The sequence below is a fragment of the Aestuariivita sp. genome (assembly GCF_049276915.1).
Taxonomy (GTDB): Bacteria; Pseudomonadota; Alphaproteobacteria; order Rhodobacterales; family Rhodobacteraceae; genus Aestuariivita.
The window spans coordinates 1-12,791 of the sequence record NZ_JBASXK010000042.1; the positions used below are offsets into that span (position 1 = coordinate 1).

Sequence of the window (12,791 nt, forward strand, 5' to 3'; positions counted from 1 at the left end):
CCACGAAGCTCCGCAACCCGCCCCTTTCGGTCAAAGGCCGCCCGCGCCAGCGTGACGTCATGGCGCTCCAGGCCGACATGCGCCGACACCAGGGCCGCGCGCTCCGTTTACCGGCGGGTCACAACTCGACCGCGCGCGCCGTTAACCCGGCCACACCATGCAAAACGTATGTACGGCCTGTGTACGGCCTGTGTACGCGGATCACACGGCGCAAACCGCGCCCAGACAGGCGTTAACCCTGTATTTGCGGGCCCCGGCGCGGCTTTGTCCCGCCGCGCGTTGCACCCCCGGCGTGCGCCCGCTACACCTCCTGTTAAGGAGACGGTCATGAAAACAGCCCTCGTCACAGGTGCCAATCGCGGCATCGGCTATGCCATCGCCAAAGGCCTGCGCGCCGATCACCGCGTCATCATCGGCGCGCGCGATCCAAAGGCCGGGCGCGCAGCGGCGCAGGAACTGGATTGCGACTGGGTCCATCTCGACCTCGAAGACCCCGACACTTTCGCCCCCGCGCTGACCAAGGCAGATGGTGTGGACGTGCTGATCAACAACGCAGGCGTTCTGATCGAAACCTCGCTGATGGAAAACCCGCAAGGCTTTGAAACCTCCCTGCAGGTCATGCTCCATGGCCCCTATCATCTGATCGGAGCCTGCCGGCTGCACATGGAGGCAATGGGGTGGGGACGCATCGTCAATGTCTCATCCGACTGGGGCAGTTTCGCCAGCGGGCTCGAAGGCCCGGGCGCTTACGGCGTGGCCAAAGCCGCGCTCAACGCGCTCACCCACGCCCTGCCGCGCGACCTGCCGCCCTTCATCAAGGTCAACGCCATGTGCCCGGGCTGGGTCAATACCCGCATGGGCGGTTCCCTGGCCCCGCGCACGCCTGAAGAGGGCGCTGACACGGCCCTCTGGCTTGCCCGCCTGCCCGAAGACGGCCCCACCGGCCGCTTCTTCCGCGACCGCGAACCGCTGGCATGGTAGGCCCCGTCAAGGAGACACAGGCGATGATCGCGGGCATGAATGCCACCCGCATGCCGGGCCTGTTCGTGTTCTGCGCCACCACGGATCCAGCTCAGGCCGCACGGCTTGCCCCGCAGGCGCTGGCCACCTGTCGCGAGGCCGAGGGGCTGTCCCTCATCCTGCCCGTGGAACAGGCCGAAACCGAAGGTTTTGACACCAGCCTGCCCATGGTGCGGATCACCCTGCAGGTGCATTCCGCGCTGGATGGTGTCGGCCTCACCGCCGCCGTCGCCACGGCATTGGCCGAGGCCGGCATTCCCTGCAACATGGTGGCCGGATATCATCACGATCACGCCTTCGTTCCCGCACCACAGGCCGATGCGGCCCTGGCGATCCTGCGGCTGCGCGCGGCACAAGGCTGATCCGGCACGGCTTGCACCTGCCGCGCGCGCACGACACTCTGCGGGCCAGATCAAAGACAGGTGGTACATGATTCCCGTCCGCGGATTTTGCGATCAAAAAGTGGCGGTTCTGGGCCTTGGCCGCTCGGGCATTACGGCTGCGCGGGCTCTGGAATCGGGCGGCGCGACACCGCTGCTCTGGGACGACAGCGCCGAAGCGCGCGCGCGCGCCGAAGACCAGGGCTTCAGCCTGCGAGACCTGCGCAAACAGGGGGCTTTTGACGATATCGCCGCCCTGATCACCTCGCCTGGCATTCCCAACCTCTACCCCAGCCCCAACCCGGTGATCGCGGCGGCTCTGCATGCAGGCGTACCGGTCGACAACGATATCGGGCTGTTCTTTCGCTCTCTGGCCACGCCCGAGTGGGAAAATTTCGACACCCCGCCACGGGTGATTGCGGTCACCGGATCGAATGGCAAATCCACCACCTCAGCCCTGCTGCACCACATTTTCCAGCAGGCCGGGAAACCGTCGCAACTGGCTGGCAACATCGGCCGTGGCGTGCTGGATCTCGACCCGCCGCAAGACGGGGCGGTCATCGTGCTGGAACTGTCCAGCTACCAGATCGAACTGGCCCGTTCGCTCACGCCGGATGTGGCGGTGTTCACCAATCTGTCCCCCGATCATCTGGATCGCCACGGCGGCATGGGGGGCTATTTCGCCGCCAAACGCCGTCTTTTTGCCGAAGGCGGGCCGGACCGCGCGGTGATCGGCGTGGATGAGCCCGAGGGGCTTTTTCTGGCAGGTCAACTTTCCGAAGGGGCGGGGGATGACCGGGTGATCCGCATCTCTGTGCAGCATAAACTTTCCGGGCCGGGCTGGAACGTCTTTGCCCGCAAAGGCTTCCTGTCCGAACAGCGCAAAGGCCGCCAGACCGGCTCCATCGATCTGCGCGATATCGCGGGCCTGCCCGGCAGTCACAACCACCAGAACGCCTGCGCCGCCTATGCGGCTGCGCGCAGTCTTGGCCTTGCGCCCCGAGTGATCGAGGCCTCCCTGCGCAGCTTTGCCGGCCTTCCGCATCGCAGCCAACTCATCGCCGAGGCCAATGGCATCAGATATGTCAATGACAGCAAGGCCACCAACACCGACAGCGCCGCCAAGGCTCTCGCGGCCTTTTCCAACATCCGTTGGATCTGCGGCGGGCTGGAAAAGGAAGGCGGCCTCGGCGACCTGAGCGCGGCGACCGGCAGTGTCAAAAAGGCCTATGTCATCGGGCGAGACGCGGCCGGATTTGCGATGCAACTCAATGTCGAGGCCGAGATCTGCACCACCATGGCCGATGCCGTCGCCGCCGCGATGCGCGAGGCAGAGCCCGGCGACACGGTACTGCTTGCACCGGCGGCGGCCAGTTTCGATCAATATGACAATTTCGAGCAGCGCGGCGATGACTTCACCAACCAGGTGCGCAGCCGACTGACGTCATGAGCGTGGCCGCTGTTGCATTCGGGTATTTGCCACCAGAAAGAAGCGGAACCGCTTCAGGCGTCTTTCTGGTCTGAATTACCCCTGCCGGAGGCAGATTGAATGGAATGCGCCGCAGGCGCTCAGGTTCCTTGCGCAGCGGCAATGGCCTTGCCCGCGGCATGGCCGGATGCCCAGGCCCATTGGAAGTTGTATCCGCCAAGCCAGCCGGTGACATCGATCGCCTCTCCGATGGCATAGAATCCGGCCACCGTGCTGCATTCCATGGTGGTCGAGGAAAACCCATCCGTTGCAATCCCGCCCAGGGTCACTTCGGCGGTGCGATACCCTTCCGAGCCCGAGGGGATCAGCGGCCAGTCGCCCAGGGCCGCGCAAATCTCGGCAAGGCGCGCGTCGGAGTGATCAGCAAGCCGTCCTGAAAGCCCGAGTTGGGGTGCCAGATACTCCACCAGTCGCGCGGGCAGATGTTGGCAGAGCGCGGTCGTGATCTGGACCCGCCCGGCGGTTTGGCGCGCCTGTCTGAGCGCCTCCATCACCGGGCTGTCCGGTGCCAGATCGATGCGGATATCCTCGCCCTCGCGCCAATATGAGGAGATCTGCAGGATCGCGGGCCCGGACAGGCCGCGATGGGTGAACAGCAGGCCTTCCAGGAAGGCGGCCTTGCCGTTGCTGACGCGCGCCGGGATCGACACCCCTGCCAAGGGTGCAAACCGCCCCTCGGGAAAGGTCAGCGGCACAAGCGCGGGGCGGGTCTCGGTCACCGCCAGATCAAACTGGCGCGCCACGTCATAGGCAAACCCGCTCGCGCCCATCTTGGGAATGGACTTGCCCCCCGTGGCCAGCACCAATGCGCGGCAGATCAGCGCGTGGCGCACCCCTTCGCGCTCGACCTGAAGCGTGAATCCGCCATCGCGATGGGCCAGTTCCACCACTTGTGTCCTGAGCCAGAGCGTGGCCTGTGCGCGTTCCATTTCGGCCACCAGCATGGCGACGATCTGGGTGGATCTGTCATCGCAGAACAGCTGTCCCAGCGTCTTTTCATGCCAGGCGATCCCGTATCTGTTCACCAGGTCAATGAAATCCCATTGGGTATAGCGCGCCAGCGCCGATTTGGGGAAATGGGGGTTATGGGACAGGAAATTTTCGGCCTCGGTATAGAGGTTGGTAAAGTTGCACCGCCCGCCGCCGGAAATACGGATCTTTTCTCCCGGTGCCCGGGCGTGATCGATCACCAGGGTGCGCCCGCCCGCGTGGGCTGCGCACATCAGGCCGGCGGCTCCGGCACCCAGGATGATCGTATCGAACCGCATGCAGTGCGGGGTGGCGCGAAATGCGTCCAATGGCAAGCGGATAAGGCTGGCATGAGACTGGATTTCGCGCTAAACTGGTTCGATAGACCCCATGAATGGGGCGAGCAGAGGCAGATAATCAGGCGGTGATCCATGACGGAAATGGTCTATGGGGCGGTGCCCGCGCAAGGCGGGGAACCTATCCTACCCAAATGGTGGCGGACGATCGACAAGTGGACGATCTCCTGTGTCCTGATCCTGTTTGCCATTGGACTTCTGCTTGGTTTCGCGGCCTCTCCGCCGCTTGCCGAACGCAACGGCCATAGCCCGTTCCACTATGTCGAGCGTCAGGCGCTGTTTGGCGGGCTGGCGTTGATCGCCATGATCATCACCTCGATGATGTCGCCCACATTGGTGCGCCGCCTTGCGGTTCTGGGCTTTCTGGTGGCTTTCGTCGCCCTGGCGCTGTTGCCTTTTTTCGGCACGGATTTCGGCAAAGGTGCCGTGCGCTGGTATTCCATGGGCTTTGCCTCGGTGCAGCCATCGGAATTTCTCAAGCCGGGTTTCGTGGTCGTGACCGCCTGGATGATCGCGGCAAGCCAGCAGATCAACGGTCCTCCCGGTACCGCCTGGAGCTTTGCCCTGTGTATCTCCATCGTTCTGATGCTTGCGCTGCAGCCGGATTTCGGTCAGGCCAGCCTGGTGCTTTTCGGCTGGGGTGTGATGTATTTCGTGGCCGGGGCTCCCATGCTCTTGCTGGTGATCATGGCCGGCATGGTGGTTCTGGCGGGCTCTCTGGCCTATGCCAATTCCGAGCATTTCGCCCGCCGCATTGACGGGTTTCTCAACCCCGAAGTCGATCCCACGACCCAGCTTGGCTATGCCACCAATGCGATCCGCGAGGGGGGGCTGCTGGGTGTCGGCGTGGGCGAGGGCGAGGTGAAATGGTCGCTGCCGGATGCCCATACGGATTTCATCATCGCGGTTGCGGCCGAAGAATACGGGCTGATCCTGGTGCTGATCATCATCGGGCTTTACGCCTCTGTCGTGGTGCGCTCGCTGTTGCGGCTGATGCGTGAACGCGATCCCTTCGTGCGCCTTGCCGGAGCCGGTCTGGCCTGCATGTTCGGCGTTCAGGCGATGATCAACATGGGTGTTGCGGTGCGCCTCTTGCCTGCCAAGGGCATGACCTTGCCTTTCGTGAGCTACGGTGGCTCGTCGTTGATTGCCGGCGGTATTGCTGTCGGGATGCTCCTTGCCTTCACGCGGACACGTCCGCAGGGCGAAATCGGAGATATCCTGCGCGGCAGGGCAAGATGAGCCGACAGCGCCTCTGCTTGATCGCGGCCGGTGGTACCGGGGGGCACATGTTTCCCGCGCAATCCCTGGCCGAGACTCTTCTGAACCGCGGCTGGCGCGTCAAGCTGTCCACCGATCCGCGCGGTGCGCGCTATACGGGCGGGTTTCCCCATTCGACCGAGATCACCCAGGTGTCCTCGGCCACCTTCGCGCGCGGCGGCCTTGTGGCAAAGGCGATGGTCCTGCCGCGTCTGTTGTCCGGCATCATCGCGGCACGCCGGGCCATGCGCAAGGATCGCCCGGATGTGGTGATCGGCTTTGGCGGATACCCGGCGATCCCGGCGATGGGGGCGGCGGTCTCGCTGGGGCTGCCGCGCATGATCCATGAACAAAACGGTGTTCTGGGTCGCGTCAACCAGCTGTTTGCGCCGCGCGTCGCCAAGGTGGCTTGCGGTGTCTGGCCAACCGAATTGCCTGCGGGCGCGCGGGCGGTGCACACTGGAAATCCGGTGCGTGCCGCGGTTCTGGCCCGGGCCGGAGCGCCCTATATCCCGCCCGGCGATTATCCGATGCAAATCCTGGTGATGGGCGGCAGTCAGGGCGCGCGCATCCTGTCGGATGTGGTGCCTCAGGCGATTGCCGATCTGCCGGGGCCGCTCTTGTCCAATCTGCGCGTCAGCCACCAGGCCCGCGATGAAGACGCCGAGCGCGTCACCGCCTTTTACGCCCAGCACGGAATCAAGGCCAATGTGCAGCCCTTCTTTCAGGATGCCCCGCGCCTGATGAGCGAAGCACAGCTGATCATCTCGCGCGCGGGCGCTTCCTCGATCGCGGATATCACGGTCATCGGACGCCCTGCGATCCTTGTGCCTTTCGCGGCCGCCGCCGGAGATCACCAGAGCGCCAATGCACGCGGACTTGTCGAGGCCGGAGCGGCGATCCTGATCCCCGAGAACCGGCTGGACCCGGCCACGTTGAACGCGCAGATCGTCTCGGTTCTCACCCATCCGGAAGCGGCGGTGCAGATGGCCCATGCGGCCCTTGCTGCCGGCAAGCCGGATGCCGCCGCTGAACTGGCCGATCTGGTTGAAAACCTTGCACAGACAAAGGAAGCCTCATGAGCCCCGCCACGAAACTGCCCGGCGATGTCGGCCCCATTCATTTCGTCGGGATCGGCGGGATCGGCATGTCCGGCATTGCCGAAGTGTTGCTCAACCATGGCTATGTGGTGCAGGGGTCTGATCTCAAACGCTCCAAGATCACCGACCGGCTGGAAAAACTGGGCGCGCTGGTCTTCGAGGGCCAGAGTGCCGCCAATCTGGAGCATGCCGAGGTCGTTGTGATCTCTTCGGCGATCAAGCCGGGTAATCCCGAACTGGACGAAGCGCGCCGTCGCGGCCTGCCGGTCGTGCGCCGGGCCGAGATGCTGGCCGAACTGATGCGCCTCAAGTCCAACATCGCCGTGGCCGGCACCCACGGCAAGACCACGACGACCACCATGGTGGCCACGCTGCTGGATGCGGGCAAATTCGACCCCACGGTGGTGAATGGCGGGGTCATTCACGCCTATGGCTCGAATGCGCGCATGGGGCAGGGGGAATGGATGGTGGTCGAGGCCGATGAAAGCGACGGCACGTTCAACCGGCTGCCCGCCACCATCGCCATCGTCACCAATATTGACCCCGAACATATGGAGCATTGGGGCACCGAAGCCGCCCTGCACAAGGGGTTTCTGGATTTCGTTTCGAACATTCCGTTCTACGGTCTGGCGGTCTGCTGCACCGATGATCCGGATGTGCAGACGCTGGTGGGCAAGATCACCGACCGGCGCGTGATCACCTATGGGTTCAACGCGCAGGCCGATGTGCGCGCCGTGAACCTCAGCTACAAGAAGGGTGTTGCGCATTTCGATATTGCGCTGCAGGCCGAAGAGATGGTGATCACCGGCTGCACCTTGCCCATGCCGGGCGATCACAACGTGTCAAACGCGCTTTCTGCCGTGGCCGTGGCGCGCCACCTTGGCATGCACACGGAAGAAATCCGCGAGGCGCTGGCCAATTTCGGCGGGGTGAACCGCCGCTTCACCAAAGTGGGCGAAGTCGACGGAGTAACGATCATCGACGATTACGGCCATCACCCGGTTGAAATCGCCGCTGTCCTGAAAGCAGCCCGTCAGGCCTGCGAAGGCCGCGTGATCGCGATCCATCAGCCGCATCGCTATTCGCGTCTTTCCAACCTGTTTGAGGATTTCTGCGCCTGTTTCAACGAAGCTGACGTCGTCGGTATCGCCGAGGTCTTCGCTGCCGGTGAAGAGCCGATCCCCGGAGCCTCACGCGATGATCTGGTGGCGGGTCTGGTGCGTCACGGTCACCGCGACGCCCATGCGATCCAGAACGAAGACGACCTTCTCGCGCTTGTGCGCGCCGAGACCAAACCGGGCGACATGGTGGTCTGCCTCGGGGCAGGGACGATCAGCGCCTGGGCCAATGCTCTGCCTGCAAGGCTGAAGGGCTGAGACGATGACCACCACCCTCCAACGCCGCATCGGTCTGCCCTTGCTGACCGCCTATGGTGTGGGGGTTATGGTCGGTGCCGGGATCTACGTGCTGACCGGTGCCGCGGCTGGCGCTGCGGGCATATGGGCCCCGCTGGCCTTTCTTCTGGCCGCAGTGATCGCGGTGCCCTCGGCGCTGTCGTTTTCCGAACTCAGCGCCCGTATCCCCGAAGCCGCGGGCGACAGTTCCTATATCGAGGTCGGATTGAACCTGCACTGGCTTGCGGTGATTGTCGGTGCAATCAACGTGGCCGCGGGTATCGTGGCCGGTGCCGCGGTGCTGCGCGGCGGTGTCGGATACCTGCTGTCCATCGTGGACATGCCCTTCACCTGGACCGTGGTGGTCGCCGGAGCCGGGCTGACGGTGATCGCGCTGATCGGCGTGCTGGAAAGCCTGGTCTTTGCCGCCGTGCTGACGGTGATCGAAGTGACTGGTCTTGTGCTGGTGATCTGGGCCGGCTTTTCGGCGGCCCCGGTGGCGGACTGGTCGATGCCGTTGCCGCAGATCGAATGGACCGGCCTGATTGCCGCCACGATTTTCGGATTTTTCGCCTTCATCGGCTTTGACGACATGGTCAACATGGCCGAAGAGGCGCGCGATCCCCAGCGCACCGTGCCCCGCGCGATCCTGCTGGCCTTGCTGATCACCGCGCTGCTTTATGCGCTGGTATCGCTTGCGGCGGTGCGCGCGGTCCCCCGCGACATTCTGGCCGCGTCCGAGCAACCTCTGGCTCTGGTCTGGCAGTCAGGCATGGGCACCAGTGCCGTCTTCCTGTCCGCGATCGCCGTCGCGGCGGCCCTGAACGGTGTGCTGGCGCAGATCGTCATGGCCAGCCGTGTTCTTTATGGTCTGGCCAAACGCTCGCCGGCTCTTCTGGCGTTTCGCCGGACGTCACAGAGGTTCGGAACTCCGGTTCTGGGCACCGTCTTGGTCGGAGCTCTGATCATCGGCTCTGCGCTGATCCTGCCGGTCGCACTCCTTGCCGAGATCGCCACGATGGCCCTCCTGATCGTGTTCGCCATCGTCAATATCTCGCTGATCGGCCTCAAACACGCCCAGCCACAGACGCCTTTCCGCATCCCCGGTTTCGTGCCCTGGCTGGGGGCGACGGCCTGTATCGGCACTTTCCTTGCCTCTCTTGCAGGAGGCATCGGATGAGCCTGAGCCTGTCCATCGCCATCGCCGCCATTTGGGTCCTGGCCTCGACCTGCGTGGCCTTTCTGCCCATGCGCCGCCAATACCTGCCCGGGGGCACGTTGATGCTGTCGGCCCCGCTGGTGATCTTGTTCATCGGCTATCAGCACGGCTGGATCTGGCTGGTGCCCGCATTTCTGGCCTTTGGGTCAATGTATCGAAACCCGTTGCGTTATTTCCTGAGAAAATGGCGTGGCCTTGAAGCCGAGAGGATCGAATGACCCTGTCCCTGATCCTTGCCGCCATCTGGGCGGTTCTTGCCAATGTGCTGGCCATGCTCCCCAGCAAGGACAATCACTGGAGACGCGCCTATATGCTGATCGCCCTCGGGGTTCCGATCCTGGGTTATGTCACCTATCAGAATGGCCCCTGGATCGGCTTGTTCGTCCTGCTGGCGGGCATGTCGATGCTGCGCTGGCCGGTGATCTATGCCGCGCGCTGGTTTGGCCGCACCTTTGGCGGGCGCGCGCAGTAGCTTCGCTTTCCCGTTTGGCCCTGATAAAGAAGCCACATGACTATACTTGCTTATGTTCTGCCGCTGATCTGCATCGCGATCGGCTATTATCTGGGCTACAATCTGGCCCTGCGCGGTCGCTTGCGCCCGATCGGTATCCTGTTTCTGCTGGCCGCGGCGGGCTTCTGGCTGTGTATCCAGCTGTCCGAAAGCAATCAGGGCATGGGAGGCGTCGGCTATCAGGTCGTGGCGCTGATGATCATTATGCCCGGGGCGGGGGGCCTCTTCATGGGTCTTGTCATCGGATGGGTGCGCCGCCGCCGCCACCTTCAGTCCCATGGCTGAGCGGATCCTGCCCGAAGTCCGGGGCCGCCTGACGCAGAACCGCGCGCTCAGCGATCTGACCTGGCTGCGCGTGGGTGGCCCGGCGGATTGGCTCTTTCAGCCGGCCGATATCGAGGATCTTGCAGGTTTCCTGAGCGCGCTTGATCCGGGTGTTGCCGTCTTTCCCATGGGCGTCGGCTCGAACCTGATCGTGCGCGATGGCGGTTTGCGCGCGGTGGTGATCCGCCTCGGGCGCGGCTTCAACCAGATCGAGGTTTCCGGCGACACCCTCACCGCCGGGGCTGCAGCCCTCGATGCCCATGTGGCGCGACAGGCCGCCGATGCAGGGCTTGATCTGACGTTTCTGCGCACCATTCCCGGCTCGATCGGTGGCGCGGTGCGGATGAATGCGGGCTGTTATGGCAGCTATATGGCAGATGTGTTCCAAAGCGCGCGCGCTGTCACCCGCTCGGGCGAGGTCTTGTCGCTGAGCGCAGAGGATCTCAACTTTCGCTATCGCCAGAGCGATCTGCCCGACCAGGCGGTGATAACCGATGTCACCCTGCGCGCCCCGAAGGGCGATATGGCCGAACTGCATGCCCGCATGGCCGATCAACTGGCCAAACGCGACGCCACCCAGCCCACCCGGGACCGCAGCGCCGGATCGACGTTCCGAAATCCCGCCGGTTTCAGCTCGACCGGGCGCGCCGATGACATACACGACCTCAAGGCCTGGAAGGTGATCGAGGATGCCGGTCTGCGTGGGCACCGCATCGGAGGTGCCCAGATGAGCGAAAAACACGCCAATTTCATGATCAACACCGGTGATGCAACCGCCGCTGACCTTGAACGTCTTGGCGAGGATGTGCGAAAAAAGGTTTACGATTCCAGTGGGATCACGCTAGAGTGGGAAATCATGCGCGTCGGCGAACCGGCGGCTGAATAAACACCCGGGCAGGGCGATAAACAGGCATATAAAAACCCGCCTCTGATCCGGATAACAAGGGCCGAAAAGGTCCGATGACATCGAGGCGGTTTCGTGGGGCAGTTCAGCGGTATCCACAAGGTTGCAGTATTGATGGGTGGCCCATCAGCCGAGCGTGAGGTGTCACTCTCGACCGGAAAAGGCTGTGTCGCGGCGCTGCGCTCGGAAGGCTATGAGGTGGTCGAAGTCGACCCCGGTGCCGATGTGGTCAGCCGCCTGATGGCCGAAGAGCCCGATGTCGTCTTCAACGCGCTTCATGGCCGCTGGGGCGAAGATGGCTGCATCCAGGGCCTGCTGGAATGGATGGGCCTTCCCTATACGCATTCCGGTGTGCTGTCCTCGGCTCTGGCCATGGACAAGCAACGCAGCAAGGACGTGTTTCGCGCCGTCGGCCTGCCGGTGGTGGACAGCGTTCTGGCCCCCCGTGATACGGTGCGCCAGCGCCATGTGATGGACCCACCCTATGTGGTCAAACCCAACAACGAGGGCTCATCCGTGGGCGTCTATCTCGTTCAGGAAGGTTCGAATGCACCGCCCGCCCTGTCCGATGACATGCCCGAGACTGTCATGGTCGAAGCCTTTGCGCCCGGACGCGAAATGACCACCACCGTCATGGGCGATCGCGCCCTGACCGTCACCGATATCCTGACCGATGGCTGGTATGATTACGACGCCAAGTACAAGGAAGGCGGATCGCGCCACGTGATCCCCGCCGATGTGCCCGCCGAGATCTTTGACGCCTGTTTGGACTATGCGTTGCGCGCCCATGTGGCGCTGGGCTGTCGCGGTCTCAGCCGCACCGATTTCCGCTGGGACGAAAGCCGCGGCCTTGAGGGGCTGATCCTGCTGGAAACCAACACGCAGCCGGGCATGACACCCACGTCGCTGTCCCCCGAACAGGCCCAGCATTGCGGGATCAGTTTCGGCCAACTCTGTCGCTGGATGGTGGAGGACGCTTCATGCGACCGCTGAAAGACGACACCATGCGCGCCGATCCGGCCCCGTCGCGGCTGAACTATCGCATGCAGCGCTGGCTGCTCACACCCGGCGTGCGCCTGTTGCTGCGCGCGGGCATTCCCTTTGCGCTGGTGTTCGGCGCGGCCACCGGATACCTCGCGGACGAGGGGCGGCGCGACGCGGTCAACATGGCCTTTGTCGACATGCGCCATTCCATCGAGCAACGCCCGGAATTCATGGTGAACCTGATGGCTGTTGACGGGGCCGGCGACTCTGTCGCCAGCGACATCCGCGAGTTCGTTCCGATCGATTTTCCGGTCAGCTCTTTTGATCTTGATCTCGAAACCATCCGCCAGACCATCATCGGTCTTTACCCGGTCAAGGAGGCCAGCGTGCGCATCCGTCCCGGCGGCATCCTGCAGATCGACGTGATCGAGCGCGTGCCCGCTCTGGTCTGGCGCACCCGTGACTCGGTCGAGCTTCTGGACGAAACCGGCGCGCATGTCGGCTTTATCCAATCACGCGCCGAACGCCCGGACCTGCCGCTGATCGCGGGCGAGGGCGCGGATGAACATGTTCACGAGGCCACCCAGCTGTTTGCATCCGCCGCCCCCCTAGGCGACCGGCTGCGCGGATTGGTGCGCATCGGCGCGCGGCGCTGGGATGTCGTTCTTGACCGCGACCAGCGTATTCTTCTTCCTGTCAAGGATCCGGTGCAGGCGCTTGAGCGGGTCATCGCGCTCAGCGAAGCCGATGACATGCTTGAGCGGGACGTGACGGTGATCGACATGCGGCTCTCCCAGCGCCCGACCCTGCGGATGTCGGATGATGCTGTGAAGGAATGGTGGCAGATCCGCCAGATAAACGGGATCGGACAATGATCCGGA

At 63.8% G+C, this 12,791-nt stretch carries 14 protein-coding genes; 13 read left to right on the forward strand and 1 reads right to left on the reverse strand.

The genetic code is table 11. The annotated features are described in order from the left end of the window. Positions 1–327 precede the first annotated feature (327 nt). The 3 genes from WAO69_RS04135 (at position 328) to murD (ending at position 2,850) form a co-directional block, all read left to right on the forward strand. Positions 328–981, forward strand: a complete 654-nt coding sequence (locus WAO69_RS04135; protein ID WP_422176783.1) for an SDR family NAD(P)-dependent oxidoreductase — start codon at positions 328–330, stop codon at positions 979–981. Continuing rightward, positions 975–1,382 carry an ACT domain-containing protein gene (locus WAO69_RS04140; RefSeq protein WP_422176784.1) on the forward strand — a complete coding sequence of 136 codons (408 nt, stop codon included), beginning with the start codon at positions 975–977 and terminating at the stop codon, positions 1,380–1,382. Before WAO69_RS04135 ends, WAO69_RS04140 begins: the two co-directional genes overlap by 7 nt. Positions 1,383–1,449: 67 nt before the next feature. After that, positions 1,450–2,850, forward strand: coding sequence for a UDP-N-acetylmuramoyl-L-alanine--D-glutamate ligase (murD, locus tag WAO69_RS04145; protein ID WP_422176785.1), 1,401 nt, complete (start codon positions 1,450–1,452; stop codon positions 2,848–2,850). 119 nt (positions 2,851–2,969) lie between these two features. Here the strand turns inward: murD and WAO69_RS04150 are convergent, their stop codons facing one another. Beyond that, on the reverse strand, positions 2,970–4,157 hold the full coding sequence (locus WAO69_RS04150) for an NAD(P)/FAD-dependent oxidoreductase (protein ID WP_422176786.1): 1,188 nt from the start codon (positions 4,155–4,157) through the stop codon (positions 2,970–2,972). A gap of 132 nt (positions 4,158–4,289) precedes the next feature. Here WAO69_RS04150 and ftsW point away from each other — a divergent pair, with 132 nt between their 5' ends. From ftsW to WAO69_RS04200, 10 genes are all read left to right on the forward strand, one after another. After that, on the forward strand, positions 4,290–5,456 hold the full coding sequence (gene ftsW / locus WAO69_RS04155; protein ID WP_422176787.1) for a putative lipid II flippase FtsW: 1,167 nt from the start codon (positions 4,290–4,292) through the stop codon (positions 5,454–5,456). Further along, positions 5,453–6,556 carry an undecaprenyldiphospho-muramoylpentapeptide beta-N-acetylglucosaminyltransferase gene (gene murG, locus WAO69_RS04160; protein ID WP_422176788.1) on the forward strand — a complete coding sequence of 368 codons (1,104 nt, stop codon included), beginning with the start codon at positions 5,453–5,455 and terminating at the stop codon, positions 6,554–6,556. Before ftsW ends, murG begins: the two co-directional genes overlap by 4 nt. Beyond that, complete coding sequence (gene murC, locus WAO69_RS04165) at positions 6,553–7,950, forward strand: UDP-N-acetylmuramate--L-alanine ligase (protein ID WP_422176789.1); 1,398 nt, start codon at positions 6,553–6,555, stop codon at positions 7,948–7,950. The genes murG and murC overlap by 4 nt, the downstream gene beginning before the upstream one ends. Before the next feature lie 4 nt (positions 7,951–7,954). Beyond that, positions 7,955–9,148 carry an APC family permease gene (locus tag WAO69_RS04170; RefSeq protein WP_422176790.1) on the forward strand — a complete coding sequence of 398 codons (1,194 nt, stop codon included), beginning with the start codon at positions 7,955–7,957 and terminating at the stop codon, positions 9,146–9,148. After that, positions 9,145–9,405, forward strand: coding sequence for a DUF2484 family protein (locus WAO69_RS04175; protein WP_422176791.1), 261 nt, complete (start codon positions 9,145–9,147; stop codon positions 9,403–9,405). Before WAO69_RS04170 ends, WAO69_RS04175 begins: the two co-directional genes overlap by 4 nt. Beyond that, positions 9,402–9,659 (forward strand): DUF2484 family protein, encoded by a 258-nt coding sequence (locus WAO69_RS04180; protein WP_422176792.1) that lies wholly within the window; start codon positions 9,402–9,404, stop codon positions 9,657–9,659. Before WAO69_RS04175 ends, WAO69_RS04180 begins: the two co-directional genes overlap by 4 nt. Before the next feature lie 36 nt (positions 9,660–9,695). Continuing rightward, a complete protein-coding gene (locus WAO69_RS04185; RefSeq protein WP_422176793.1) occupies positions 9,696–9,983 on the forward strand; it encodes a hypothetical protein in 288 nt (95 codons plus the stop codon). Beyond that, positions 9,976–10,908 carry a UDP-N-acetylmuramate dehydrogenase gene (murB, locus tag WAO69_RS04190; RefSeq protein WP_422176794.1) on the forward strand — a complete coding sequence of 311 codons (933 nt, stop codon included), beginning with the start codon at positions 9,976–9,978 and terminating at the stop codon, positions 10,906–10,908. The genes WAO69_RS04185 and murB overlap by 8 nt, the downstream gene beginning before the upstream one ends. Positions 10,909–11,040: 132 nt before the next feature. After that, entirely contained in the window at positions 11,041–11,919 is an 879-nt protein-coding gene (locus tag WAO69_RS04195) for a D-alanine--D-alanine ligase (RefSeq protein ID WP_422176795.1), read from the forward strand. After that, complete coding sequence (locus WAO69_RS04200; protein WP_422176796.1) at positions 11,907–12,785, forward strand: cell division protein FtsQ/DivIB; 879 nt, start codon at positions 11,907–11,909, stop codon at positions 12,783–12,785. The genes WAO69_RS04195 and WAO69_RS04200 overlap by 13 nt, the downstream gene beginning before the upstream one ends. Positions 12,786–12,791: the final 6 nt, after the last annotated feature.